Source organism: Shewanella sp. DAU305, assembly GCF_026802235.1.
In the GTDB taxonomy this organism is placed as follows: Bacteria; Pseudomonadota; Gammaproteobacteria; order Enterobacterales; family Shewanellaceae; genus Shewanella; species Shewanella baltica.
Window position 1 is genome coordinate 4,782,148 of the sequence record NZ_CP113808.1, and the last position, 26,171, is coordinate 4,808,318.

The window sequence follows — 26,171 nt, forward strand, 5'->3', positions numbered from 1 at the left end:
AAAATTTTACCCTGACTAACAAAATTATTTGCTTTTCTACCATACTCTTTTTAGTTAGAAAGTCGTTAGGAACAACAAGAGGAATTCGTTATGGCTCATATTACTGAAGTCGTGCCCAACGATACTGAACTTGAGGCAATGACCACACCGAGAAACAGCAAAGCCGCTGAGGCAATGCAACATAGACGTGAAGTCAAAAAGCGTTTAGAAGACTACCTCGAACGGGCGGAGTTAAAGCGTGCATTAGGAGATGACGATTTTTTCTAGTCTATTTGATCTCACTATCTAGTGGGCAAAATTAGGGTGATGCTGCGTTAAATCGCAGAGTGTTTATCTAGAACTCACACAGTGAGTGTCCACTCAGACCTAATATCTCACCCAGCCCTCAGTGCTGGGTGTGACTTTGTTTAGCCCTCTTAATCACCACCTTCAAAGCTACATCATCCTTGTTATTTTTTAGCGCTTTTATAGGCTTGAGTTTTAATCAGCAACCATTCGGCCTTAGCGCCTAAATAAACGTAAGCACCTAATCCTACGAGTAAACCGACAACGGCTAACATCATCCAGATCGCGGGTTCAATATATTGTTTCTCACCGAGTGACGCCTTGAACATAGTCAATAAGGCCTCAATGGAAATGGCAATGAGGATGGTAGAAACAAACCGCGTAATGGTTCGCCGCGTTGAGCTGTGGCGAAAGATATCCTTATGCATTAGGACTTCTTCTTCGAGAATGGTTTTCCCGAGATCGAAAATCGCTAAAGCCAGCGTCATAAAAATAATGATCCCAAAAGGTTGCAGCGGATCTTGGCCAATTCGCTCGACCGTAAAAAGCCCGTAAATGTCCCGCAATGCGGTCCAGAGCAATACAGTGACCAGCACAAACAACCCGGCAACAATCACGCCATAAACCGCTTTAAATGCAGGTGTTACGCGCCGCCGTGCACTGTCGCCCATCATAAATTCAATCAAACGGGTCAAGTCCACATCAACCACTAAATAACCCAGTTTTTGCTCCTGTTGATAAATAGCTAGGGAGGCAGAAAGGCACAAATTGCCACTGGCATTTGATAAATAGGGACGCGTAATGTTCACGCCATCGGACTCATCACGATTAATAAAATAGGGTCTTTGGCTGCGATCGCGATTGCCACCTAACGGAATTAACTCGATCTGATGATCTACCACGGCGATATTTTGGCTTATCTGCAAGCCTTGGCTATCGAGTAAATACATCAGTTCAACAAAGGGATAGCTCTTCGCGATTCCTTTCATCGCTTTGACATCGACCTTAGGTTGCTTAAATAACTCGGCATCGGCAATCCCAGTTAAAATCGATTCCATCAGTTCATGTACTGTGGCCTCGTATTCGTGATACCGCTCGATCACACTCAAATAACTCATCGCTGCCATGTTTCGCTCCAATCAACCGATTTCTAAGTCCAGAACAAAGCAGCTTTAATGCCATATCAATAAAATACTATTAAACAAATAGTTACTAATTTATGGCTCATAAACACAGTGCCAAAATAGTCACAGGTGCACCAAAATGATTCACAAAACCGATAACAGTTAATTTATGTAATCGGTATATTTCCTCGGCTAGCCAGCGAATCAATATGAATAAATGAGGTTTAAGGCTATGATTAGCCACATCTCTCTCGCTGAAATTACCTGCAGGATATACGGGAATGTCTGAGTCGTTAGCCCAATATCAACAAGATCTACGCCGTTTTTCCGATGAATTAATTCGCATCCAAACGCCAATAAAAATCTTAGATGCCATCAAATGGCCGCGGGAAATGGAGGAGCGCTTTCTCTCGAATAAGGGCACTGTACTTCCGGCTATCAAGCAAGAGTTCTATCAAAACATTGCCTTACCTTTTGACCCCGTCAAAACCCACGCAGAACTCGCCTCCCTAAAACAGGATATCCATAGACGTTTAGGTAAACGGGATAAACTCGGCAAGATATTGGTGGCTAACGTCGATCAATATCGCCTTGTGGTCGATATGCTCGAAAACAGAGGCACGCCGACCTTTGGTAAACTTAGCCAAGAATTATACGGCAGCGCGAGTCACAGATTGCACGGCGATCGTCATACGCTGCGACAGTTAGGCGATAAACTCAGTTATATCTTCTCGCTGCCGGCAGCGAGACACATGAATAAACATCATCCTAAGATTATTAGCGCCCCCGAAGCGGTTCACGTGCTCAGTCAACGCTTAGAGAAATACTTCCATAGCGATGACATGCGCGTGCGCCTCAGTGACGGTATCGTCTCCGATGCCGCTGTAGGTGGCGATACCGTTAAGCTCAATAGCAAAGCCATGTTCAGCGAGTCGGATCTCAATGTATACGAGGTTCACGAAGGTTGGGTGCATGTCGGCACAACGCTAAATGGTCGAGCCCAACCCCACGCCACTTGGCTCAGTGTCGGTTCGCCGCGGGTAGCCGCGACTCAAGAGGGTTTAGCTGTTTTACTGGAAATGCTGACCCTAAGTTCAAATCCGGGACGAGCTCGGCGTATTAGCGACCGTGTCGCCGCGGTCGACATGGCGGAAAATGGCGCCGACTTTATTGAAGTATTTAATTATTTCAGAGGATTAAACCTGAGCGCGACCGACAGTTATCGCGTCACCCAAAGGGTTTTCCGTGGGGGCATGGTAGAAGGCGGCAGCTTCTTCACTAAGGATATTTCCTATGTGCGCGGCTATGTGGAAAACATTAACTTTATCCGCAGCGCCATCACCTCAGGCCTTCCCGAACTTATCCCTATGTTGTTCCTCGGTAAATTGGCGATCGAAGATATCCCTGTGTTATACCAGGCCTGCCAAGAGGGCATACTGACGACACCGAAATATTTACCGCCCATGTTCGATAACTTTAGCGGTCTTTACGCTTGGTTTGGTTTTGCTTCAGGTCTCGCGGGAATCGATTTGAAAGGCGTACAACGTCACTTCACTCGCCTGTTTAAAGACTTACCAAACGTCGAACCAACCTTTGAGTTACTCGACGATACTGAGTTCGATAACAACACGGATTAATACGTAAATATTATTGATTTAAATGAAAAAAGCTCACTACTAGGTGAGCTTTTTTTATTCTAACGTGACTCAACTTTATTCATCAGATTAAGATTGGGCCTTTGCTGCTTCATCGGCACGCTTTTTAATGAAGTATTCCCGCGTTAAACCAAAGACCACAGGGCTTAACAGTGCCAAGGCGATTAAGTTGGGAATGGCCATCATGGCGTTTAAGGTATCAGCCAATAACCAAATAAAATCTAACGAGCTAACGGCGCCTAGTGGCACGGCTATGGTCCATAGCAACCTAAAAGGTTTTACCGCTTTAATACCAAAGAGATACTGCACACATTTTTCGCTGTAGAAACTCCAGCCAATAATGGTGGTGAAGGCAAAGATAGACAAGGCGATAGCCACGATATAATTACCCAGAGGCAAGGCATGGGAGAAAGCGTATGACGTCAGCGCGGCGCCATTTTCACCCGAGGTCCAAGAACCAGAAACCACAATCGCCAAACCTGTAATCGAACAAACCACGATAGTATCGATAAAGGTGCCGAGCATAGCCACTAGCCCCTGCGCTACGGGATTATTAGTTTGCGCCGCAGCATGGGCTATCGGCGCACTACCTAAACCCGCTTCGTTGGAGAATACGCCGCGCGCAACACCAAAACGAATCGCCGCCCACACAGCTGCACCTGCAAAACCACCTTGGGCTGCCACTGGATTAAAAGCGCTGTGAATAATTAGGGCGAACGCCGCTGGTACGTCTTGAATATGCACTACCAACACACCAAGGCCAGCAGTGATATAGAAAATCGTCATAAACGGCACTAACTTACCGGCGACTTCAGCGATACGCTTAATGCCACCCATCAATACCGCGCCGACCAGCAGCATCATCACCACGCCAGACACCCAAGCTGGAACGCCGAAGTTACTGCTTAATGCCGCGGCGACTGAGTTGGCTTGTACCGTGTTGCCAATACCAAAGCCAGCAAGTGAGCCAAAAATCGCAAATAGAGTACCCAACCAAGCCCACTTTTTACCGAGACCATTTTTAATGTAATACATAGGGCCACCGACATGGTTGCCCTGATCGTCTACTTCGCGAAATTTAACCGCCAGCACGGCCTCAGAATACTTAGTCGCCATGCCCACTAATGCGGTGCACCACATCCAGAATAACGCGCCTGGGCCACCGACAAAAATCGCCGTCGCCACGCCCGCGATATTACCCGTGCCAATAGTGGCTGAAAGGGAGGTCATCAGCGCATTAAACGGACTCACATCCCCTTTCACATTTTTATCTTTGTCAGGAATACGGCCAGACCAGAGTAACTTAAAGCCTGTGCCTAACTTCAGAATGGGCATTAATCTCAGCCCGAGGGAAAGAAACAAACCAACGCCTAAGATCATCACCAACATAGGTGTGCCCCAGACAAAGCCATTAATCAGGCCAACAAACTCCGTAATCGCTTCCATTCAAACCTCGTGATTGCTTGTTATTGTTATAGTTTGACTGGCGCCGTCGGATTAGGACTTGGCCTAACGAACACGACATATCAAGGAGCCAATCTAACAGTTGCACCTCAGATTACAACGAATAGTTAACAATTGGAAATCTAAATCATCTGCGAATTTATTTGAAATGGATTGGCACGCAGAGTCGTTGCCGAGCGGTGAGATATTGATTTACAACACAAATAAAAACTCCCCGCATTGATGATGCAGGGAGTCTCTCGAGCAGTATGCCGCTAAGTAGGATACTTAACTTAAGCGGGTTTCCACACTAACTGTGGCAGCGCGGTTAAATCTAACCTGTCGCCATGGGTCGCAATCGCGGTGGCTTGAGGTTTAGTCTTAGGATCTTGGTTAACCACATCGACCAATCCATGCTGCGCCTCGGGTTCGCCGTGAACTAGAATCAGCGGCGGTTGGCCTTCAAAGTGGCGATACCAACGCAATAACTCAGCTTGATCCGCATGGGCAGAAAGCCCGCCCACTGTGTGTAACCTTGCCGCGACTTTAATGCTGTTACCGTGGATAGTTAGCTCCTCAACCCCGTCAACCAAAGCACGCCCCGGAGTGCCGAGTGCTTGATAACCACAGATAATCACATCGCATTCAGGTCGCCATAGATTGTGCTCTAAGTGGCTACGAATACGCCCACCGTTACACATGCCGCTCCCCGCGATAATGATCAATCCCTTATGCACTTCATTCAGCGCCATCGACTCTTCGGTCGTCTGGATAAATTCGACATTCGACAACAGCGGATGCTGCCCAGGATGTTGGCGGGTAAAACGTTTAAAATCTTCATCCATCAGCGGATAATTATTAACGTAAACGCGAGTCGCCTCAATTGCCATGGGGCTATCTAGACAGATTTTCCAGCGGCCGAGATCCCATTCTTTAGCATATAAATGAAAGAGATATAATAATTCCTGCGCCCGTCCAACCGAGAAAGCTGGCAGCAAGATATTGCCTTGGCTCTCGTTGACTGTCTTAGCAAAAATGTCTTTCAACTCGGCTAAGGTTTCAGTCCAACTGCGGTGGAAACGGTTGCCGTAGGTGCTTTCCATTAACACTATATCCGCCGTATCCACTAAGGTCGGATTGCGTAAAATCGGCATACCCGCACGGCCAAGATCGCCACTGAAGACGACTTTTTTCTGGGACTTACCCTCGCCTAACCACAATTCAACCAAAGCAGAACCTAAAATATGCCCCGCATCTGAGAGGCAAATATCCACATGGGGAATAACCCGAGTGACTTGGCCGTATTCCAGCGGCACAAATTGGGTGATGGCCTGTTCGGCATATTCAACGGTGAACAGTGGCTCTAGGGGTTCAAGATCATGTTTAGCGCGCTTTTTATTGACCCTTTCGGTGTCGCGGGTCTGCAGCATGGCCGCATCTTTGAGCATGATGGCGCACAGTTCTGCCGTGGCTTTATGGGTGTAGATTGGCCCATCAAAACCCGCTTTGACTAAGAGTGGTAAACGCCCTGAATGGTCGATATGGGCATGGCTAAGCACAACAGCGGAAATAGACTCAGGGTCGAAGGCGAAGGGATCATGATTACGCAGTTCATCCGCTTTACCACCTTGGATCAAACCACAATCGAGTAATAAGTGTTCATGATCGACCGAGAGTAAATGGCATGAGCCGGTCACCTCCTCTGTCGCTCCTAAAAACTGCAGTGTCATTCGCATGGTGTCCCTCCAACGTTTTTACCTTGTATAAAGCTAGACTATGCCCTTATTCCTCAAAGAAAAAGGATTAATTGATCGCATGCGAGCAATGTCAACTTTCGCAGTAACACTCAAGCATCAATAACCTAATAAAGGGTATAACTGACCTTGGCGCACGGTTTTATCGGCATTGATTAGGGTGTCATCAAGCTGCCATTGTTCGAGCAATATCTGCAATGGCGCTTTGACCTCTGCGGCCGTCATACCAGCGCGAATATTCGGGCTATAGAGCAATTTAAGCAGAATGAAATCGAGCCCAGTGAGTAAGTCCTGCGGGGTTTTATCGTTAAAGATAGAGGGGAATACTTTTTCAGAATCATTGGGTAGCCCAAGCACTTGAGTAATTTCCTCAACTACGCAAGCCACTAACTTACCGTGCATTTGCGCCTGATCGACGGGAATAATCACCCATGCGCGTTCAATTTCACTCTTAGCATTAAGAGCAAACTTGGCCATACACACTGAACCATGGACATTTTTCGCCGAACTTGGCCCCATTAAGCGGGTAACTTCACTCTCCCATTGGGATTGACGGGTAAACACTAAGTGCAGATTCGCATCCAAGAGCGTATCCACCAGCTGAATATCGTGACCCGTAATCTCGGCTAAGTGCGCTAAGTGCATCTGCACTAATTGGGTGTGCAGCGCCCTGTCGCCCACTTGATGTTCGACAAACACTCGTACCGGAATGCGCCACTTACGCACCTTGTGTTTCGCCACGTCATACTCATTTTTAAGGGCGATTTCACTAAAGGCTTGGGTGATGTAAGTTAAGTTTTTCCAATCCGCTACGGGTGTTAATGTCGGAATTAACACGGGCTGCGTTTGAGCGGCGTAAAGAGGTAAGGCTAACAAGCTTAAGCACAAGCCTAAACTCATACATAGGCTGCGCCCAAAACGCCGCAGACGCACAGGTAACATTAACCTGTTGAAGTAGTATGTTGATGCCTTGAAGCGCTTTTGCATTGGCACTTATTCCGCAACTTGCCGAGGTAACTTAATCGAAATCATAGCAGTGATGCCGATAAAAGCGGTCGAAATCCACAAACAGGCTGCTAAACCATAGGCTTGATACACTAAGCCAGACAGCACAGTGCCGACTAAACGCCCCATAGCATTGGCCATGTAATAGAAACCCACATCCAGCGACACCGCATCTTCACTGGCGTAACTCACAATCAAGTAACTGTGCAGCGATGAGTTCACCGCAAACAGGGCACCAAATAACATGAGACCCAACAACAAACTGGCCTCGGGATAAAAACTAAACTGTATCGCGCAGGCAATCAGCGCTGGCACAAAGGCCAACATACTGGCCCAAATTAACGCGCTGCGACCATCGGGGGCTGTATCAGTTAACTGACTTTGGGCTTGGCGATTGCCCGTGATCTTAGGTGCTAAGGTTTGCACTATGCCGTAACCGATAACCCACAAAGCTAAAAAGCCGCCCACAGCCCAATGATCCCAGCCTAATTGGCTAGCCAGATACACGGGCAGCGCCACCACAAACCACACATCTCTGGCGGCAAACAGGAATAATCGCGCCGCAGAGAGAATATTCACGCTGCGACTCTTAGAGAAAATCTCAGTAAATTTGGGCTTATTCTTGGCTTTACCTAAATCCTTTTTCAGCATCACTAGACTGAGTAACCAGACGAGTCCGAGCAAGATAGCCATAGTGGCGATTGCCAGCTCAAATCCAAGCAATGCAAGCAAGGCGCCGCCGAGGAAAAATCCTGCGCCCTTGAGGGCATTTTTAGACCCCGTTAATAAGGCAACCCACTGGTAAAGTTTGCCCTGCTCGCCTTTTGGCACCAGCAGTTTTATCGCGCTTTTGGCACTCATCTTATTGAGATCTTTGGCGATCCCAGATAAAGCCTGCGCCGCCATCACCCAAGGAACGCCTGCAAGCCACAAAGGTAAGTTCGCCGCCGGCACTAACAACATGGCTAAGGCAAACACTTGCATGCCAAGGCCCAAGTTCATAGTGCGATTTAACCCTAAACGCGCCCCTAGCCAGCCGCCAATCAGATTGGTCACTACGCCAAAAATCTCGTAGAACAAAAACAGCATAGCGATCGCAAGCGGACTGTAGCCCAGATCGTGAAAATGCAGCACCACTAACATCCGCAGTGCGCCGTCGGTTAAGGTAAAACTCCAATAATTGAAGGTGATCAACAAATATTGCCGCACGGCAGCAGGCAATTGCATAAGTTGTTCAAATGGCTTGGCGGCAAACAATTGAGCTCTCCTAGCGCGGCAAATCAAGCTGGCCGACTAAACGGGCAAGCTCAGCGGTGCGATTGGCGTAGCCCCATTCATTGTCGTACCACACATAGAGTTTAAGTTGAGTGCCATTAATCACCATGGTCGAGAGCGCATCTATGATGCTTGAGCGCGGATCTGTCTTGTAATCCACCGACACCAGCGGCCGCTCTTCATAACCTAAAATGCCCTTAAGCTCACCTTCGGCGGCGGTTTTAAGTAGCGCATTCACTTCTGCTTCGGTAACGGCGCGTTCAAGCTCGAACACACAATCGGTCAGAGAAGCATTAGCCAGTGGCACCCGCACGGCGTGGCCATTAAGCTTGCCCTTAAGCTCAGGGAAAATATGGGTAATCGCAGTCGCGCTGCCCGTGGTGGTTGGGATTAAACTCAAACCACAGGCGCGGGCACGGCGTAAATCCTTATGCGGTGCATCGAGAATAGTTTGAGTGTTAGTAATATCGTGGATCGTGGTCATAGATCCGTGCTTGATGCCGATCTGCTCGTGGATCACTTTCACCACAGGCGCAAGGCAGTTAGTAGTGCAAGATGCGGCGGTCACAATAGGATGAATGGCAGGATCGTATAACTGATGATTAACCCCGATCACTACGTTTAGCACGCCTTCTTCTTTCACGGGAGCGGTGACAACCACCCGCTTAACACCTTGATCTAAATAAGCTTGCAGTAATGCTTTGGTTTTCATCACGCCGGAGGCTTCAATCACCACATCGCAACCGGACCAATCGGTATCGGCGATGACTTTATTGCGCGTGGTGCGAATGATTTTATCTTGGATCTGGATCTCATCGGCATTCGCCGTCACGGGATAACGCCAGCGACCATGGACAGAATCAAACTCGAGTAAATGTGCCAATGTATGCGCATCACCTGCGGGATCGTTGATCTGCACAAACTCCACCTCATCCCAGTCCCATGCCGCGCGCAGTGCTAAACGCCCCATACGCCCAAAGCCATTAATGCCGATTTTGATTGCCATGATGATATTCCAATATGTTGATTTTAAATTTTTATGTCTTTAATTTTTATATTTTTCTTAACGCTACTAACAGTTTACTTAGGCGATAACACCGCCATTGCCAAAGACTGAGTGTGAGACTGAGTATGACAATGGCGTGTATTTATTCGCTTATGTTTCTTAACTAATGTGCTTGGCGAACGAGCAGCCTTGATTGACTAAAGCTGACTACAACTTAGTCCCTTAACCATCCTTCAATTTCGTCACGAGTCGGTACTGAGCCGCTGTGTATGAGCTCACCATCGATCACGACCGCAGGGGTCTTCATCACTTTAAATTTCAACAGGGTTTGAGGATCTGTGTCCTTTTTCACAATCGCATCCACGCCCATTTCTTCTGATATGTCCGCAATCATCTCGGCGGTTTTACTACATTTAGCGCAACCACTACCTAATACTTTGACTTGTTTCATGTTATTTCCTTAAAGATACGGTGCTGCAAAATTAAAAATCCAACCTACTAACGTAAATGCCGTCAATAGCACAACCAACAGCACCGCCAAAAGGCGCCACTGCATCACTTGTTTCAGTAAAATAAATTCGGGGAAACTGGCAGCCACTGTGCTCATACAAAACGCCAGCGTAGTGCCAATAGGCAGGCCGTTCGCCAGTAAACTTTCCATCACAGGAATAATGCCAGTCGCATTGGAATACAGGGGAATGCCGACTAATACGGCCGCAGGCACAGACCACCATTGGCCTTGGCCTAAATGGGTTTCAACCCAACCTTCAGGCACAAAACCGTGCAAGGCAGCGCCAAGACCCACGCCGATAATGACCCATTTCCAGACGCGGCCAAAAATCTCAAGCGCCTCAGCTTTAGCAAATTCATGACGTTCAGATAAAGATAAGACCCGCTCAGTGGTAGAAACCTCATTCGATACCGCCATCTGGCGTCCACGAACGAGGGCTTCGGCGGCGAAGGACTGCAACCAACGCTCGGCCTTAATCGCATCTAACAATAGTCCGCCGAGCATACCCACTGTCATGCCCACAGCCACATATAGCAAGGTAAATTTCCAGCCGAGTAAACTCATGAGCAGCAGGACGGCGACTTCATTGATCAAAGGTGAAGTGATCAAAAAGGCCATAGTGATCCCAAGGGGGATCCCGGCCGAGGTAAAACCTAAAAAGACAGGGATACTCGAGCAAGAACAAAAAGGCGTAATGGCGCCAAAAATCGACCCCAGCAAGTAACCTACTCCCTTATTCTCACCCGCTAAATAATCTCGAACTCGCTCAACATCTAAGGAAGCCCGCAGCAAGGCGATGAAATAAATCATCACCACCAGCAATACGAAAATTTTACTGACATCTTCAACAAAAAAATGCACAGCTCCGCCCAAGGCCGAACCCGCCTCTAGGCCAAAAACGCCGTACACTAGCCAAGTCGCAAAATCAGTAAATATTTGGAACATATTGATCCCTACACTGACGGTTTACTTACTTAAATATCGCTAGAATCGCGCGAGTCTGCTCGACCCTAAACTCACAATTGACTAAGACTCTACTCACTTAGACTCAGCACGAAATGACAGAGCACCGCTTATCACTGCCCCCCTGTCACTAATGCTTAACAGCAGTCGCTTAGCAACAGGCCATAACACGATCGGGTCGACCGCCCATCTGACAAAGATTACGCACGTTATCCTGCAAAAAGATGCCGTTATCATCACAGGTTTGGCCAAGTACCTGCTGGCACCAAGGCGCGATCTCAGCATTGATCCGATAAAACACCCATTGACCTTGGCGCCTATCGACCAACAATCCAGCCTTTTTCAACTGGGCTAAGTGGCGCGATACCTTAGGCTGACTCTCCGACAGCGCCGCCATCAGCTCACACACACATAGTTCACCTTCACGCTGGATTAGCAGTAGGCATTTAAGCCGAGTCTCATCGGCAAGTGCCTTAAAAAATGCGACAGGTTGCATCGATTGCTCCCAAAGTTGATTCGAGTATATATGGTAAATAATATATATGAAAAAACGTATGTGTTGCGTTATTTTTTAAAGAAATGTGAGATACATTGACAGGAAGGATTGATTATTTGAAATCAGAATTGATACAACTCAATGAAAATATTATCGAAAAGACTATTGAACGCTATCCGATGGAGTTGCAGTTTTTACTTCTTGTTCAGCCAACAGTTATTGCTCTAGCAAGATAACTTTATCGTCAGTTGTGCGACATTCATTGTCATTGTTTCCCAGTAACTCGCCATCCGTTTCTTTTATAAGAAGTATCCATGATGGCTCAGTTCAAACATCCCTGTTTTAAAAGGTCACTGGTGAAACAATGCCAATCCTAACTAATCCTTTAGCAGTCCATTTAGCTAAAAAGTAATTGTCCTAAAGTGAGATAAATTCATTATTTAGTGAGTGTAGGTTCCACTGAATTTACAACATATTTCCTTAAGGTGTGAAAGGTGTCGTTTAGGCATTGGTTGACAGTATCGCGCCAAAAGCAATGAGACCAAAACCGCACGCCTGATTGATTCTATGACCAAACTTTTTAAGCATGTTACTCGCGTGTTTCGATGTCACTAGGTAAGCGACTATACAAAACCAAGCTGCATGTAAAAAAGCAATGTAAAAACCATAGGTAATGGCGAAAGACATGCTTTCATTATCAGATGAAATGAGTTGGCTGAAGACGCTAATAAAGAAAATCATCGTCTTAGGATTCAATGTATTACATAAAAAACCTTGAAATATATACTTTCTAGTTTGTGTGGGTTGAACGTTTGTTTTTTCATAGTCTAGATTTAACTTAGAACTGACTAATCCTGTCACACCAAGATAAATTAAATACGCTGCACCAACATACTTCACTATGCTAAATAAAACCGCATTTTGAGAAACTAAATGACTGATCCCAATAACAGAATAGGTAATATGTACACAAACACCTATCCCTATCCCAAGAGCCGTTAAAACGCCTGCTTTTCTGCCATAGATTGCACTATTTTTAAATACCAAAACAAAGTCAGCTCCAGGACTTACCACGATTAAAAGCCCAAACACTGCAAAACTTAATAACTCCATTTAATCTCCTCACTTTTCATAATTTTGAGGTAATTGTATAGATTTATTGATGAGTTATAATCGAAAAAAAGGCATCCTAAATGTGAGAAAAAATCACAGATGAGACATTTAAAAGCATTCTATGTATTTCATGTTACGGCAGAGTCATCGAATTACAGTAAAGCAGCAGAGAAACTTCATATCACTCACGGAGCAGTAAGTAAGCAAATTAAATTGCTGGAGAGTCATCTATCGCAGATGCTGTTTTACAAGCAAGGCAGAGGAATGTGTCTAACGCAGGAAGGTGAATTGCTCAAGCAGTACACTGACATTGCTTTTAATGCTTTAGATAATGGAATTAAGAAGTTAACAAGGGAAAGTAACAAACATCTTGAAGTTTCCTGTGAACCAACATTAACGATGCGCTGGCTGATGCCTCGACTGGCCAGTTTTTTTCGGCTTACGGGTATTGATGTTCGGCTATCAACCGCTGGAGGACCTGTAGATTTAGATGAAACAGGATTATCTTTAGCCATTCGGCGCGATGACTTCGATATTAGCCCTGAATATACAGCGCACAACTTAGTCAATGAGTGGGTTGGTCCTGTTTTTTCCCCTGAATATTGGAGAAAATCTCAGAACAACTTAGGTGATATTGTTCTTCTTCATAGTGAAACGAGACCTTCTGCATGGTCAGATTGGTCATCACGCTCAACACATACCTTTTATACGAACAAGTCCAAATCCTTTGAGCATTTCTATTTCTGCTTACAGGCAGCAGTTGACGGTTTAGGGGCTGCGATTGGATCATATCCTCTTATAGTAGATGACTTGAAAAGTGGGAGACTGGTCGCTCCATTTGGATTTACTCAATCCGGACATAAGTACGTACTGCTCAGTCATACAGAAAGACTGGGAAGCAATGAATTAGAGTTCTTAACGTGGTTAGAAAAAACCATGTCTTTATGCCAACCAGAAACTCCTTAGTTCAGATTTTAGGTATGGAACGCTAACTTAGAAATATCCCAAGCCGTTCAAATCTCACATCACCTTAATAACTGATTTTTTATCCAGCGAGCAGACAGACCATCTCTATGCGTCAGTTAAGTTTTAGAGGAAATCTCAAGCTGAGATAAGTTCAGTCTGTTAAAACAGCGGGGGGTTAGTGACTCACCTAAACCTTGATAAGTCATCACATCAAAGTCAGTGCTGATTTTAATGATGAAACAACTTTCATTCGCTAGCCTTACTCTTCCCCCTAAACACAAATCGGTAATTCGATGGGGAAATATCAAACTGTTGACGAAAATGGCGCCGAAGTGAGGTGGTGGAGGCGAAACCGGCTTGTTCGGCGATGCGGTCGATGGAGTGATCTGTCGTTTCTAAATATCGTTTAACCATAATAAGCCGTTGATTAACCAACCAGAGTGAAAAACTGGTACCAGTGGCTTGCTGAAAACGCCGAGTAAAATGGCGGCGACTGATGCAGGCTTTCTCAGCCATAGTGTCAACCGTCAGCGGCGACCCAATATTTGCTATCGCCCAATCCATGATGGCGGATAAAGGCTCGCGCTGATTAACGGCTGGAACGGGAATATCTATGTATTGAGCCTGACCACCTTGGCGGTGCGGTGGCACAACGAGATGGCGAGCGACTGCGTTAGCCGTTTCAGATCCCCACATTTGCCGAACGATATACAAGCAGCAATCAATACTCGCGGCAGTGCCCGCAGAAGTCACCACATCACCATTATCGATATACAGCACCTTCTCATCGACAAATACATTCGTGTGCAGATTACGGAAACATTGTGCCCAGCGCCAATGGGTGGTGGCGGAACGTCCGTCGAGTAATCCTGCAGCAGCCACAACAAAAGCGCCCATGCACAGGCCTATGATGCGCGATCCATTGGCGTGCGCTTGCTGCAAGGCATTAATAATGCAGGATTCTGGCTCGTGTGCAGGATCATCCCAACTCGGCACTATGATGATGTCTTTTGAGCTTAATTCATCCAGCCCTTTTTCTACTATCATCGAAAAGCCAGCACTGGTTTTGAGTATTCCAGGTGTGGCGGCGCATATAGTCATTTCGCAGGCGGGCGTGCCATCGGCCTTGAGCACTTTTTCAAAGACTTCATAGGGAACTGACAGATGAAATGGAATGATCCCATCAAAGACCACTATGGCTATGGTCACTTTTGAAGCTGTTTCTATCTCACTCTGGTTCATCGTATTTATCATCGTCGGCTCAAACTATCCTTAATGTCGCTCACTCAAAGATACCAGCTAATACTCATTTATGTACTAACGGGTATCTTGCGCTTGTTGGCCGTTACAGTCGCACCACTGGCATGTTGAGCACCGCTTGAGTAGTTTTAATCTCAGCAAAAACATCGGCAACACCTGCGATTGCAGCACGTTGCAGCGTGGCGTGATCTACGATAGATCCGTCCCAAGTTGCCAGATCGCGAGTGGCGGTGGCGTCTTCTGCAATGATCACATCATAACCCATAGGCACAGCATCACGCGCCGTGCTCGATACGCACATGTGCGTCATCAGCCCAGTAATCACCAGTGTTTTGATGCCCTTCTCTTTCAGTTGTTGATCAAGATTAGTTCCCACAAACGAACTCGGCGTCGCCTTATTGATAACAAAATCAATATCTAGCGGTTGTAGATCCTGATGAAACTCAGCGTTAACGCTGCCTTCCGCAAATAGTGGCCCAGCAGCTGGTCCTAAATGACGCACAAAATAAACTGGCATCGTATTCTGGTGCGCAAATTTAACCACTTGCTTGGCTTTGCCCAACGCTTGCTTGCCGTTCGGGATCGGCATGCTGCCAGTGAAATATTCGTTTTGAAAATCAATCACCAACACAGCTGTCGTGTTCGCATTCAGTTCCGTTGGCGCTTGCGCCTGAGTCATGGTGCGGATTGTCGGTGCTGATACTTTATTGCTTGTCTCTGCGCTGGCCGTTGCACTCGCCATCGAAAGTGCCAGAGCACTGCATATTGCTACTTTTTTCATCGTAAATATCCTTGCATATTCTGTGTCACGGGCCGTATTGCCAAGTGATGCGGGCATTATGCAGAGCGCTTAACGATACGAATAGGCGGCTTTGTGACGAAAAACAGTACTTTTGGGCCAAAGTGGCCGCATCGAACAACTTAGGCCATCAACCAGACGACCAAGGTGATATTTTTCGCGGATTTAGATGCGCAGCACAGTGCTATAACTTAGAAAGGAAAGGAAAGGAAAGAACAGTGCTATAGCATTCAACGTCGACCTCAACGATGCGGCATCACAGCCTATTTGCAATATCAGCTTGGTTCTGCTTTGAAAGTGAGTGATTGACTGTGTGGCAGCAATGTCGGCTCTGGGGCAGTTACAAGCAAGGGGCGTTCACTCAGTTAACACCGCAGGGGCTACCAACTATGCTAACCCCTGCAAAATCATACCATCACAGTCCGCGCTGCCATTCTTGTCTTAGGGGAATGCTGCGCGGTGCATTGATGGCGAGTGCAACCTGTGCCAGCAATTTCGCCTTGTCCTTACCTAATACACCCTTGAGCACGAGGTAATTAGAGGCATGGTCGGATCTAAATATCGTCTGTTCTAATTCCAAATGCTCCACTAAGGTATGCATTTCTTGAAACAAGCCCATTTGATCAGGCAACTGAAATTGACCGCCAAATACCGCGTCCATTCGCTCTGTGCCTAAGGGTAAAGTCACCACTAAAGTAGAGAGATAATCCGGCTGGGCGGCATTCATTAAATTGGCCGAATTAACCGCATGTTGATGGGATAGCGCGACACCGCCTAAACCATTAAGGATCATCACAGATGACTTCATCCCCGCCGCACGGATTTTAAGCAGTGCCGCCGTATTTGACCTTAAAATAAAAAATGCCCGATGGGGCTCATCGGGCATTTTAGGAGTAAATAAGCGTCAGCTGATATCAGACAAGACGCTTAGAAGTAACTTATCCAGTTATATGTAACAGGCTAGCTATGTGCGCAGCTCGAGCAGAGCATGCTTATAGACTAAAGGTGCGAGATATTATTTCTTGCAACGTCCTATGTTGGAACCGATAGATGTGACTTTGTTACAATCCTTGGCAACCTTCTTTTCGGAAGTGTTTACCACGGTCGAGTTAGAGTCAGCATCATTTGTCGATGCACAACCACTTAAACCGAGAAGCGCAAGGGGGATAAGTGTCACTGTCCATTTTTTCAGCATTGTATACATCCGTGAGTTAATTATTATTTAACAATTTGTTATTGCAGTGCAAAGAAGTAAGCTAACCAATAAAATCTCCTGATACAATGCTATAAACTGCAAAGCCAATGTAAATTAATACCTTCTGCTGACGATATAGCTTTATTAAGCGATATGACGGTAAAACACTTAAACAATGATTTGGTGATAGGTTTCCACATGAAACGACTCAACCAATTCGGGCATCACTTGGTGGAAATAATGTTGAATGGCGTCTTTAGCACAGTGCTCATCGAAGGCGGCAATATCGACAAACTTCTCTACAAACGTCACGCGGCGTGGTTCATCACGACTCACATTGAGCTCGTAACGAATACAACCCGCTTCGCGGCGCGTGTCAGGAATAAGGCTCGCGAGCGCCGCGATCAACGCTTCGGTTTTGCCCTCTTTAGCCAGAAAACTCGCCACACAGGCAATTTGTTGTTGATTGATTCTATAGTCCGTTGAAGTCGACATCTCGGTTCCTTATTGGCTTAATGTTTAATGCTTATGTGCCTAGCTTTTGTTGATCGCTTATGTTGATAATTGATGTAGATAACTCATATTGATAGCCGCTTATGCTGAATGGTAGCGCATATCTAAATGGGGAATACCATCTTCTAAATACATCTCAGAGCAGGCGACAAAGCCAAGCTTTTGATAAAAGGCTTTAAGGTAATCTTGGGCGCCAATTTGGATCCCTGCATCGGGCCAAGTCGTCAATGCCGATTCGATGGCGTGCTGCATTAAAGGCATGGCTAGCCCTTTGCCCCGTCCCGCTGGCGATACCACCACGCGGCCGATACTCGCCTCAGGATAACTCAACCCCGGCGGTAAAATACGCGCGTAGGCAAGCAGTTCTCCGCCTGGCGATAAGCCAATTAAATGCTGGGTTTCTGGGTGCCTATCCTTATCATCAAGCTCAGGATAAGCGCAGGCCTGCTCGACCACAAACACATCGACTCTTAACTTCAATATGTCGTATAGGGTATTGGCATTTAATTGATTAAATGTAAGATTTTGCCACTGCAAACGATTATCCCTCTGTAAATCATCGAAAAAGAGCTTTGAGTCTACCACAGCATAAAGACCATAAAAAAGCGCCTTAATCCGCGAGGACTAAGGCGCAAAGCTGTTGCGTAAACCAATAGATCTGGGGAAATCTATGGCGACAACAGGATAACGAAAAACGTTATTACTCGACCATGGCATCGTGGGCCACAGGCCCAGTCGGTTTTCGGATCAGCAGCACGGCGAACACAGCAATGAGTAGCAGAGCGCCCATGATGTAAAACACATCGTTATAGGCCTGAATATAGGCTTGCTGACTCATGGTTTTGCCCAACAAAGCTTTCGCCTGCGCGGCGGCGGTATAGGGATCTGAACCACCCGCCTGTAACATGCTTGCACTTTGGGCTAAATAGTCCTGTGCCTGCGTGCTCACTGCGGGTAAGGATTCCTTAATATGGGCCAAATGCCCGCGCGCCAGCGTGTCTGATAGGGTCGCGACCAGCGCAATACCAAAGGCGCCGCCTAAGTTACGCATTACGTTTAATACCGTCGACGCCGAAGCATTTTCATGGGGTTTCAAATGCATGGTCGCAAGCATACCAATAGGTACCAGAATAAAAGGCTGACCTAAGGCACGCACCACTTGCGAGGCGATCATCTGCGGTCCAGCATAATCTGCGGTCATCTGGCTATTCATGTAATAGCTAATGGCGAACATTAAAAAACCAAAGGCGGCGAGATATCGACTATCGAAGCGCTCCATCAATTTCGGCACTAAGGGCAATACCAATAGCTGCGGAAATCCCATCCACATAATCACGCCACCAATCTCTAACGGTGTGTAATCATGGACTTGCGATAGATAAAGCGGGATCAAATAGATAGCGCCGAATAGTGCCATCCCCAGTAAAAAATACGCCACGGTGGAGAGCACAAAATCACGCTTACCGAGCAGGCGCAAATTCACTAACGGTTCTTTACGCCTTAACTGGATCCAAACAAACAACACCAGATTGACTACGGCAATAATGGCCAGATTACGAATGAGCTCCGAGCCAAACCAGTCCTTGCGGTTACCTTCTTCAAGCACCACTTCAAGGCAACCCATGCCCAGCGCCATAGTGACTATGCCCGCCAGATCGACATTCTTCAGCTTATCCCAAACGACCGACTGCTTTTCTAAACCGTAAGCCAACATCGCCATCACCAACAAGCCCGGTGGCACGTTGATATAAAACAGATAATGCCAGCTAAATTGCTCAGTCAACCAACCGCCTAAGGTCGGGCCGATTGAAGGCGCAAATGTGGCTGTCACGCCAAATAACGCCATGCCGACGGCACGTTTGTTATCGGGTAAAAACTCAAGAATAAGCCTAAAGGCCAGCGGAATTAGCGCACCACCAAAGAAACCCTGTAGTGCCCGAAAGGCGATCATGGCCTCTAAGTTCCACGCCATAGAACAAAGCACAGAAGCAAAGATAAAAGCAGCCGTGGTCCATAACAAATAACGCCTGACCGACAATCCTGTACTGAGCCAGCCAGAGAGCGGGATCGCGATCATTTCAGCCACCAGATACGCGGTCGAAATCCAACTGCCTTCTTCGAGCGTAGCCCCAAGACTGCCTTGAATCTCCTTCATCGATGCATTGGTGATTTGAATATCGAGGATCGCCATAAAGGCGCCGATCAACCCACCAAATACCGCGATCCATGAGCGGCGACTGCCACGCTCATAATCAGTAGGCTTGTTGGGGACACTGATGCCCTGCGCCTCCATATCGGCAGACGCAGTGATAGAGCCGGTTGCGCTCATACTAACGACCTGTATTTGCAGCGATTGCAGATATTGCAGGACCCGACGCTGTATCCACTTTCACAACCGCACTTAAGCCCGGTAGCATGTGTGCTTCTTCCTCAGACAAATCTAAGCGAATACGTACGGGAATACGTTGGACGATTTTAGTGAAGTTACCTGTAGCATTTTCCGCCGGCAGTAAACTGAATTTGGCTCCGGACGCCGGTGACAGACTATCGATAACACCTATAAAGGTTTTGTCGGGAAACGCATCGAGACTGACCTGCACCGACTGTCCTGGTTGCATGTGTTGGATCTGGGTCTCTTTAAAGTTCGCCGTGATCCACACTGCCCCATCCGGAACCAAACTGTAGAGTGCTTGGCCGGGTTGCACGTACTGCCCCACCATAGCGCCACGTTTACCAATCACCCCAGAAAAAGGTGCGGTCACACGGGTATCATTTAATTGAATTTTCGCCAATTCTAAGGTCGCATCGGCCTGTTCTACCACAGAACCTGCCTGATCTAATTGGGCATTAAAAACCGCTAACTCGCGTTGCTTTGCCACTAACACGGCTTTGGCTTCATCGAGGCGGGCGGCGGCAGAATCGAATCCCGCTTGCAGTTGATCGACATCATCTTGAGAGCTGTAATTACTGACTTTAAGCTTTTTCGAGCGGCTCAATTGTTGCTGTGCACGTATTTTATCTGACTCAGCCGCCACAACACCGGCACTGGCTTGGGTGATTAACGCCCGTTGTAACTCAACCTTAGCGGCTAAGGTTTGCAAGTCCGCCTTCGAACTTGCCAGTGAGGCTTCGGCTTGGCTCACTTTGGCGCTAAATTGGTTATCTTCGAGCTGAGCTAATAGCTCACCCTTTTGCACATGCTGGTTATCGGTCACATCGCTTAACACGACGTAACCGGGCACTTTAACGCTGATATGGGAAATATCGGCCTCAACATAAGCGTTATCAGTGGTTTCAATAAAACGTACCTGTGTCCACCAGTAATAACCGCCTCCCGCAACCGCAGCGAGTAACAGTGGAACGGCGATAATGAGTTTACTTTTGGACATGAATGACTCCTTGATTAGTGATATCTAGTGTACTACTGTCTCACCAAGTTTATTAGCCAGTAAAAAATCAACCCACTGTTTCACAGGTGTAACAATGATGGATCTCAATCGCGTGCAAATTTTCGCTCAAGTGGTCGAACAAGGCAGCTTTACTGGCGCCGCCAAAGCCCTTGGGATCACTAAGGCAACCGTCAGTCGCAAGATAGCCGAACTCGAAGCCGATACTGGCACACAACTGTTATTTCGCACCACCAGAGCCCTAAAACTCACCGAGGCAGGATCGAGTTATTACAATAGGATCAATAAGATCCTCACCGATCTGCAGAGCGCCGAAAATCAGCTCAGCGCCCAACAGCAATTGATCAAAGGCAATCTAAAAATTGTCTGCCCGATTGAATTAGGCCAATTGTTTTTAGGGCCGATTTTCGCCCAGTTTTTAACGCTTTACCCCGATATCACCATAGAGGCTGAACTGACCAATCGTAAGGTCGATGTCATAGAAGAAGGTATCGATCTGTTATTTCAAATTGCCGATTCGGGCGACACTCGCTTGCAAAGCTATGCCTTAGTCAACGCCCATAAATCGTTAATGGCAAGCCCTGCTTATTTGGCCGAGCACGGCACCCCAAAAGTGCCACAGGATTTAGCCAAACATAAAGCGATCCGCTTACAGTCGGCGCATATTGAAGGAGCATGGAAGTTATTCGATGGCAAAACTTGGATTGTCGCCGAGCCAATGACTCAACTGACAGTAAACAATGTCACTCTGGCTCGCGAGGCCGCCATTGCAGGGCTTGGGATCACAGCAGTGCCCTCCATCATTGCCCAAGTGGCATTAGAAAAAGGCTACTTAATCCCGCTGCTTGATGACTATCCTATGGTCCAAACTAAGGTCGTGCTCAGTTATCCACAGCGGGCCTACTTACCTCGAAAATACCGTGTCTTTATCGAGTTCATCTATTCCGCATTATTTAAACGTTGGGGATCGCAAGTATTGGAAGTGCCCGATTTTATCGGCCAAGCCGATCAGGGCGAATAAACAAAATCGAACAAATAAAACGATCAAAACAGTAACAACTATAACTTTGTAAAGCTTAGATCGCTGCCATGGGGATAAATCCGCTATGTCATAATTGCCTTAATCCTTAAGCCTCTATAAGCTTGGCAAGGTAACAGGCAGCAAAAGACCTTAGGTTTTCCTGATACAGTTTGCATAATAAAATTTAACATTTAATCTCAATTTTGGAGGAAACCTAATGAGCTTAATTAAAGAGTTCAAGGCTTTTGCGTCCCGTGGCAATGTGATCGACATGGCCGTTGGTATCATCATAGGTGCCGCATTCGGCAAGATAGTCTCGTCCTTCGTGGCCGATATCATAATGCCACCGATTGGTATCATTTTAGGCGGAGTGAATTTTAGTGATTTGAGCATAGTGCTGCAGGCTGCTCAAGGCGATGCGCCTTCTGTGGTGATTGCTTATGGTAAATTCATTCAAACCATTATCGATTTTACGATTATCGCCTTCGCTATTTTTATGGGCGTCAAAGCAATCAATCGCTTAAAGCGCAAAGAAGAAGTCGCGCCTAAAGCACCCGCTGCACCGACTAAAGATCAAGAACTGCTGTCTGAGATCCGCGATCTACTGAAAGCTCAGCAAGAAAAATAAGCCTAATCTAAAGCGCAGATCATAAAAAACCCATCGAACTCGATGGGTTTTGTTTTTATATCGGCGATGTTTCACATCAAGCAGATAAGCGATTACTCAGCTTCAATGTGCACAGTTTCACTGTAATCTTGCACCACTTCAGCCACACGGATGCGGTAAGAGTTAAACAAACACGGCACTATGCCCGTTTGTTCAGCAATACTGTGGGCCATCTGATTACGCCATTGGGTGATAGATGCTTGGTCTTCCCAAAACGACAGGCTCAATACTTTGCCATCGTCGGTTAAGCTCTGAAAACGTTCGATCGAGATCAGTCCCTTGCGCCCTTCTAAATACTGGCGCATCTCGGCTGCCACATGCAGATACTCTTCCTTCCCTTCCTTTGTCGGGATGACTTCAAAAATTACCGCGATCATAATGTACTCCGGAGATATTAATCCTTAATCCAAGTGCTAAGCCTAGACTATATCGAACGCTATAGCTCGCTGATTTTTAGGCTTTAACATTGAGCCGCGCCACAAAACGCCATTTAAAGCTATTCGAGTATCTGTTGCTTATCGCCGCGATACAGCCAGCGATACAAGGTCGGCAACACTAGCAAGGTCAGCGCAGTGGAGCTAAACAAGCCACCGATAATCACCACTGCCAGCGGCTTTTGGATCTCACTGCCAACCCCCGATGATAATAAAATCGGGATCAAGCCTAAGGCCGAGGTCAGTGCCGTCATCAATACGGGTCGCAAACGCCCAACCGTGCCCTCATAAACACAATCATAGAGTGCTTCGCCGCTTTGCCTGCGCTGATTAATCGAATCCACCAGCACCACGCCGTTGAGCACCGCAACCCCAAATAGCGTGATAAAGCCAATAGAGCTAGGTACAGATAAATAAGTGCCACTGACATACAGGGCCACTATGCCGCCAATCAAGGCTAAGGGCACGTTCGCCATGATGAGCAACACTTGCTTGAATGAACCAAAGGAGAAGTACAACAACAAGGCAATCAAGGCGATAGAAATCGGCACCACCAGCATCAACTTTTGCTGCGCCCGCTGCTGATTCTCATACTGGCCGCCAATGATCACTGTATATCCTGCGGGTAAATCCGCCTGTGGCACTAAAGCATAAATGTCTTTCACCACAGAGCCCATATCACGCCCCGCCACGTTGGCCTGCACCACCACTCGGCGCTGCACATCGTCACGGCGAATATTCGGCGGCGCCATTTCCACTTCGACGCTGGCGACTTCGCCTAAGCGCACAGTGGCGCCATTCGTGCCGCTGAGTAATAAGTCCTTAATCGCATCCGGACTAGTGCGAAACTCGGCCGCGAGACGCACATTGATGTCGTATCTGGCGTTGCCATCAATTACTTGACCTGCACTCGCGCCGCCAATACCTTGGCTGACAAGGCTCATCACTTGATCGACACTAATGCCGTAGCGCGCCAATAACTCGCGCTTTGGCCGCACAACCAATTGCGCTTCTCCACTCACTTGCTCTAATGACACATCGACGGCACCGGGGATTTTCGCGACAAGATCGGTGAGCGCTTGGCCTCTCTCCGATAACACGGCTAAATCTGGGCCGAAAATTTTGATCGCTAACTGGGCTTTTACCCCCGAGAGTAATTCATCTACCCGAGTTGCGATCGGCTGCGAGAAAGTCAGCAAGAGTCCAGGGAACACACTGAGCTTTTCCTCCATCAGGCGTTGCAGCTCTAAGCGCGAACTTGCTGATTGCCATTCAGATATTGGCTTAAGCCCAATATAAACCTCGATATTACTCACAGGCTCAGGATCGCCGCCAAGCTCAGGCGCACCAATGCGGCTCAGGGCATATTCCACCTCGGGAAACTCCAGCAAGATAGCTTCAAGCTTGGGCGCGACCGCCAAAGACGTGCCCAAACTCGCGGTTGGCGCCAGAGTGACCCTGAGGTTAATCGTGCCTTCCTCCAACTCGGGCACAAATTCAGTGCCTAGCCTTGGCAGTAACAATAAACTGAAAGCAAACATCAATAAGGCACTGAGCATCACTACCTTTGGCCTAGCAAGTGTTGCCGTCAGTAGCTTGCGATAAGCGGCATCCAGCGGCGCTAAGACCACGCTTTGTTTGAGTACCACACCCCGCTTGAACAGATACACAGCAAGGGCTGGCACGGCAATCAAGGCCACCAGCAGCGCTGATATCATTGCCAGAATGATACTGACCGCCATCGGCTGGAACAACTTGCCTTCAACGCCTTCGAGGGCAAACAGTGGCGCAAATACCACTATGATAATCGCCGTCGCAAAGAAGATTGGGCTACACACCTCTTTGGCCGCGAGCATGATGCGCACAGCCATATTGGCCTGCTGACCACCGTCCTCATCGCTATGATATGGGTCTGCCTCACCATCGGCGCGCGTTCTCGCCTCCAGCAAATGTCGACGATCCGGCTGAGTTAAGTGTTTGAAAATGTTCTCCACCATCACCACAGAACCATCGACTAACATACCAATCGCCACGGCTAAACCACCCAGCGACATCAGGTTTGCCGACAATCCATAGTAGGACATCACCATGAGCGCGAGCCCGATAGACACAGGAATAGACAAGAGCACCAGCAAGGTTGCGCGGATATTGACGAGGAACAGCGCCAAGATCACCACGATAAACACAAAGGCCATTAACAACGCATCGCGCACTGTGGTCACGGCCTTATCGACCAGTTCGGCTTGATCGTAAAACACTTCAAAAGACACGCCATCGGGCAAGGCCTGCTCGATAAGACTCACCCGCGCACCAATATCCTCAATCGTCGCCTTAGTGTTAGCGCCCATGCGTTTAAGCACGACCCCCGCCACCACTTCGCCGAGGTTTTGTACTTTGCCAGCCTCATCGCGGCGAGTCATAGTCACAGCGCCGACACGGATTTCACTGCCGAAATCCACCTGAGCGATATCGCCTACCCGCACGGGTGTGCCTTTATCCTCCGTAAGCGGGATTTGCGCGATCGCCGCTAAGCCTTGTTCTCCTGCGGGCAACATGCCGTAGCCGCGCACCACAAGTTGCTCTTGGCCTTGGTCCATAAACCAACCGCCAGCGTTGCGGTTATTGCTCTCTAATGCCTCGGTGACTTGCGCCATCGATAAGCCATAGGCACGCAATTTATTCGGGTCTACCTGCACTTGGTATTGGCGCACATCGCCACCAAAAGACAAGACTTCAGTCACGCCGCCAACGGGCATCATGATGAGTTTCACAAGGTAATCATTCAAGCTGCGCAGCTCGGCGGCATCGATACCTGAGTTAGGTTCGGCGCGCAGAATGTACTGATAAATCTGTCCTAATCCCGAAGTATTCGGGCCGATTTCCGGCACACCGACGCCGCTTGGGATCATCTCCCGCGCCGCTTGCAACTGTTCAAACACTTGCTGACGGGCGAAGTAAATATCCGTCCCTTCGGCAAATACCACAGTCACAATCGACAAGCCGGTGCGCGACAAGGAACGTACCTCTGTCACCGCCGGCAAGGCGTACATGGCCGATTCCACCGGATAACTGATGAGTTTTTCCACCTCTTCTGCGGCTAACCCTTCGGCCGCAGTATTGATGGTCACTTGTACGTTAGTCACATCGGGAAAGGCATCGAGATTCAATTTAGGCAGCATGACCACGCTTGCCACTATCATGGCGAGCAAGGCCAACACCACTAACAGCCGATTTTTAATCGCGGCTTCGATCACTTTTTGCAACATAGAAAATTCCTCA

23 protein-coding genes and 1 pseudogene are annotated in these 26,171 nt (G+C 47.6%); 5 read left to right on the plus strand and 19 right to left on the minus strand.

The features are described from left to right. The first annotated feature begins 90 nt into the window (after positions 1–90). A complete protein-coding gene (locus OX890_RS20335) occupies positions 91–267 on the plus strand; it encodes a PA3496 family putative envelope integrity protein (RefSeq protein ID WP_006079984.1) in 177 nt (58 codons plus the stop codon). A 182-nt stretch (positions 268–449) separates the two neighbouring features. On the opposite strand, the gene OX890_RS20340 is transcribed toward OX890_RS20335, so the two are convergent. Continuing rightward, a complete protein-coding gene (locus tag OX890_RS20340; protein ID WP_268649821.1) occupies positions 450–1,412 on the minus strand; it encodes a PDC sensor domain-containing protein in 963 nt (320 codons plus the stop codon). 278 nt (positions 1,413–1,690) lie between these two features. Between OX890_RS20340 and OX890_RS20345 the strand changes: the two genes are divergently transcribed. Next, positions 1,691–3,046 carry a flavohemoglobin expression-modulating QEGLA motif protein gene (locus OX890_RS20345; RefSeq protein ID WP_006084248.1) on the plus strand — a complete coding sequence of 452 codons (1,356 nt, stop codon included), beginning with the start codon at positions 1,691–1,693 and terminating at the stop codon, positions 3,044–3,046. Positions 3,047–3,133: 87 nt separating this feature from the next. On the opposite strand, the gene OX890_RS20350 is transcribed toward OX890_RS20345, so the two are convergent. The 9 genes from OX890_RS20350 to OX890_RS20390 form a co-directional block, all read right to left on the minus strand. Continuing rightward, entirely contained in the window at positions 3,134–4,510 is a 1,377-nt protein-coding gene (locus tag OX890_RS20350) for an alanine/glycine:cation symporter family protein (RefSeq protein ID WP_006079981.1), read from the minus strand. 290 nt (positions 4,511–4,800) lie between these two features. Continuing rightward, on the minus strand, positions 4,801–6,243 hold the full coding sequence (locus OX890_RS20355) for an MBL fold metallo-hydrolase RNA specificity domain-containing protein (RefSeq protein WP_268649822.1): 1,443 nt from the start codon (positions 6,241–6,243) through the stop codon (positions 4,801–4,803). A gap of 117 nt (positions 6,244–6,360) precedes the next feature. Beyond that, positions 6,361–7,248 carry a DUF2927 domain-containing protein gene (locus OX890_RS20360; RefSeq protein ID WP_268649823.1) on the minus strand — a complete coding sequence of 296 codons (888 nt, stop codon included), beginning with the start codon at positions 7,246–7,248 and terminating at the stop codon, positions 6,361–6,363. Positions 7,249–7,254: 6 nt separating this feature from the next. Beyond that, positions 7,255–8,523: an organoarsenical effux MFS transporter ArsJ gene (gene arsJ / locus OX890_RS20365; RefSeq protein WP_268649824.1), complete on the minus strand. Its 1,269-nt coding sequence runs from the start codon at positions 8,521–8,523 to the stop codon at positions 7,255–7,257. A 10-nt stretch (positions 8,524–8,533) separates the two neighbouring features. Further along, positions 8,534–9,547, minus strand: a complete 1,014-nt coding sequence (locus OX890_RS20370; protein ID WP_006079977.1) for an ArsJ-associated glyceraldehyde-3-phosphate dehydrogenase — start codon at positions 9,545–9,547, stop codon at positions 8,534–8,536. 214 nt (positions 9,548–9,761) lie between these two features. After that, complete coding sequence (locus OX890_RS20375) at positions 9,762–9,998, minus strand: thioredoxin family protein (protein WP_006079976.1); 237 nt, start codon at positions 9,996–9,998, stop codon at positions 9,762–9,764. A gap of 9 nt (positions 9,999–10,007) precedes the next feature. Further along, positions 10,008–11,003 (minus strand): permease, encoded by a 996-nt coding sequence (locus tag OX890_RS20380; protein WP_268649825.1) that lies wholly within the window; start codon positions 11,001–11,003, stop codon positions 10,008–10,010. A gap of 169 nt (positions 11,004–11,172) precedes the next feature. Next, a complete protein-coding gene (locus tag OX890_RS20385) occupies positions 11,173–11,517 on the minus strand; it encodes a metalloregulator ArsR/SmtB family transcription factor (RefSeq protein ID WP_259585394.1) in 345 nt (114 codons plus the stop codon). Positions 11,518–12,018: 501 nt separating this feature from the next. Continuing rightward, positions 12,019–12,630, minus strand: coding sequence for a LysE family translocator (locus OX890_RS20390; protein ID WP_259585392.1), 612 nt, complete (start codon positions 12,628–12,630; stop codon positions 12,019–12,021). Between the two features lie 99 nt (positions 12,631–12,729). Between OX890_RS20390 and OX890_RS20395 the strand changes: the two genes are divergently transcribed. Then, a complete protein-coding gene (locus tag OX890_RS20395) occupies positions 12,730–13,596 on the plus strand; it encodes a LysR family transcriptional regulator (protein WP_268649826.1) in 867 nt (288 codons plus the stop codon). 246 nt (positions 13,597–13,842) lie between these two features. Here the strand turns inward: OX890_RS20395 and OX890_RS20400 are convergent, their stop codons facing one another. From OX890_RS20400 to OX890_RS20430, 7 genes and pseudogenes are all read right to left on the minus strand, one after another. Beyond that, entirely contained in the window at positions 13,843–14,850 is a 1,008-nt protein-coding gene (locus OX890_RS20400) for a GlxA family transcriptional regulator (RefSeq protein WP_259563865.1), read from the minus strand. Between the two features lie 91 nt (positions 14,851–14,941). Next, positions 14,942–15,637 carry a cysteine hydrolase family protein gene (locus OX890_RS20405; protein ID WP_259482827.1) on the minus strand — a complete coding sequence of 232 codons (696 nt, stop codon included), beginning with the start codon at positions 15,635–15,637 and terminating at the stop codon, positions 14,942–14,944. A 433-nt stretch (positions 15,638–16,070) separates the two neighbouring features. Continuing rightward, positions 16,071–16,502 (minus strand): annotated as a pseudogene (locus tag OX890_RS20410) (radical SAM protein); the annotation flags it as partial. Positions 16,503–17,018: 516 nt separating this feature from the next. Next, positions 17,019–17,345, minus strand: a complete 327-nt coding sequence (locus OX890_RS20415) for a putative quinol monooxygenase (protein ID WP_226058284.1) — start codon at positions 17,343–17,345, stop codon at positions 17,019–17,021. 99 nt (positions 17,346–17,444) lie between these two features. Then, positions 17,445–17,900: a GNAT family N-acetyltransferase gene (locus OX890_RS20420; protein ID WP_268650633.1), complete on the minus strand. Its 456-nt coding sequence runs from the start codon at positions 17,898–17,900 to the stop codon at positions 17,445–17,447. A gap of 163 nt (positions 17,901–18,063) precedes the next feature. Continuing rightward, positions 18,064–19,692 (minus strand): DHA2 family efflux MFS transporter permease subunit, encoded by a 1,629-nt coding sequence (locus OX890_RS20425; RefSeq protein WP_226058285.1) that lies wholly within the window; start codon positions 19,690–19,692, stop codon positions 18,064–18,066. 1 nt (position 19,693) lies between these two features. Next, on the minus strand, positions 19,694–20,752 hold the full coding sequence (locus OX890_RS20430; protein ID WP_107403513.1) for an HlyD family secretion protein: 1,059 nt from the start codon (positions 20,750–20,752) through the stop codon (positions 19,694–19,696). A gap of 94 nt (positions 20,753–20,846) precedes the next feature. Here OX890_RS20430 and OX890_RS20435 point away from each other — a divergent pair, with 94 nt between their 5' ends. Further along, entirely contained in the window at positions 20,847–21,791 is a 945-nt protein-coding gene (locus OX890_RS20435; protein WP_006084264.1) for a LysR family transcriptional regulator, read from the plus strand. A 217-nt stretch (positions 21,792–22,008) separates the two neighbouring features. Then, positions 22,009–22,419, plus strand: a complete 411-nt coding sequence (mscL, locus tag OX890_RS20440) for a large-conductance mechanosensitive channel protein MscL (protein ID WP_006084265.1) — start codon at positions 22,009–22,011, stop codon at positions 22,417–22,419. A gap of 92 nt (positions 22,420–22,511) precedes the next feature. Here the strand turns inward: mscL and OX890_RS20445 are convergent, their stop codons facing one another. Next, positions 22,512–22,835 carry an antibiotic biosynthesis monooxygenase family protein gene (locus OX890_RS20445; RefSeq protein WP_006084266.1) on the minus strand — a complete coding sequence of 108 codons (324 nt, stop codon included), beginning with the start codon at positions 22,833–22,835 and terminating at the stop codon, positions 22,512–22,514. A 119-nt stretch (positions 22,836–22,954) separates the two neighbouring features. Next, positions 22,955–26,158 carry an efflux RND transporter permease subunit gene (locus tag OX890_RS20450; RefSeq protein WP_268649827.1) on the minus strand — a complete coding sequence of 1,068 codons (3,204 nt, stop codon included), beginning with the start codon at positions 26,156–26,158 and terminating at the stop codon, positions 22,955–22,957. Between the last annotated feature and the right edge of the window lie 13 nt (positions 26,159–26,171).

Coding starts and splice junctions, on each gene's coding strand:
- OX890_RS20335 (WP_006079984.1), top strand. CDS start 91: ATGGCTCATATTACTGAAGTCGTGCCCAACGATACTGAACTTGAGGCA.
- OX890_RS20340 (WP_268649821.1), bottom strand. CDS start 1,412: ATGGCAGCGATGAGTTATTTGAGTGTGATCGAGCGGTATCACGAATAC.
- OX890_RS20345 (WP_006084248.1), top strand. CDS start 1,691: ATGTCTGAGTCGTTAGCCCAATATCAACAAGATCTACGCCGTTTTTCC.
- OX890_RS20350 (WP_006079981.1), bottom strand. CDS start 4,510: ATGGAAGCGATTACGGAGTTTGTTGGCCTGATTAATGGCTTTGTCTGG.
- OX890_RS20355 (WP_268649822.1), bottom strand. CDS start 6,243: ATGCGAATGACACTGCAGTTTTTAGGAGCGACAGAGGAGGTGACCGGC.
- OX890_RS20360 (WP_268649823.1), bottom strand. CDS start 7,248: ATGCAAAAGCGCTTCAAGGCATCAACATACTACTTCAACAGGTTAATG.
- OX890_RS20370 (WP_006079977.1), bottom strand. CDS start 9,547: ATGGCAATCAAAATCGGCATTAATGGCTTTGGGCGTATGGGGCGTTTA.
- OX890_RS20375 (WP_006079976.1), bottom strand. CDS start 9,998: ATGAAACAAGTCAAAGTATTAGGTAGTGGTTGCGCTAAATGTAGTAAA.
- OX890_RS20380 (WP_268649825.1), bottom strand. CDS start 11,003: ATGTTCCAAATATTTACTGATTTTGCGACTTGGCTAGTGTACGGCGTT.
- OX890_RS20385 (WP_259585394.1), bottom strand. CDS start 11,517: ATGCAACCTGTCGCATTTTTTAAGGCACTTGCCGATGAGACTCGGCTT.
- OX890_RS20390 (WP_259585392.1), bottom strand. CDS start 12,630: ATGGAGTTATTAAGTTTTGCAGTGTTTGGGCTTTTAATCGTGGTAAGT.
- OX890_RS20395 (WP_268649826.1), top strand. CDS start 12,730: ATGAGACATTTAAAAGCATTCTATGTATTTCATGTTACGGCAGAGTCA.
- OX890_RS20400 (WP_259563865.1), bottom strand. CDS start 14,850: ATGATAAATACGATGAACCAGAGTGAGATAGAAACAGCTTCAAAAGTG.
- OX890_RS20405 (WP_259482827.1), bottom strand. CDS start 15,637: ATGAAAAAAGTAGCAATATGCAGTGCTCTGGCACTTTCGATGGCGAGT.
- OX890_RS20415 (WP_226058284.1), bottom strand. CDS start 17,345: ATGTCGACTTCAACGGACTATAGAATCAATCAACAACAAATTGCCTGT.
- OX890_RS20425 (WP_226058285.1), bottom strand. CDS start 19,692: ATGAGCGCAACCGGCTCTATCACTGCGTCTGCCGATATGGAGGCGCAG.
- OX890_RS20430 (WP_107403513.1), bottom strand. CDS start 20,752: ATGTCCAAAAGTAAACTCATTATCGCCGTTCCACTGTTACTCGCTGCG.
- OX890_RS20435 (WP_006084264.1), top strand. CDS start 20,847: ATGATGGATCTCAATCGCGTGCAAATTTTCGCTCAAGTGGTCGAACAA.
- mscL (WP_006084265.1), top strand. CDS start 22,009: ATGAGCTTAATTAAAGAGTTCAAGGCTTTTGCGTCCCGTGGCAATGTG.
- OX890_RS20445 (WP_006084266.1), bottom strand. CDS start 22,835: ATGATCGCGGTAATTTTTGAAGTCATCCCGACAAAGGAAGGGAAGGAA.
- OX890_RS20450 (WP_268649827.1), bottom strand. CDS start 26,158: ATGTTGCAAAAAGTGATCGAAGCCGCGATTAAAAATCGGCTGTTAGTG.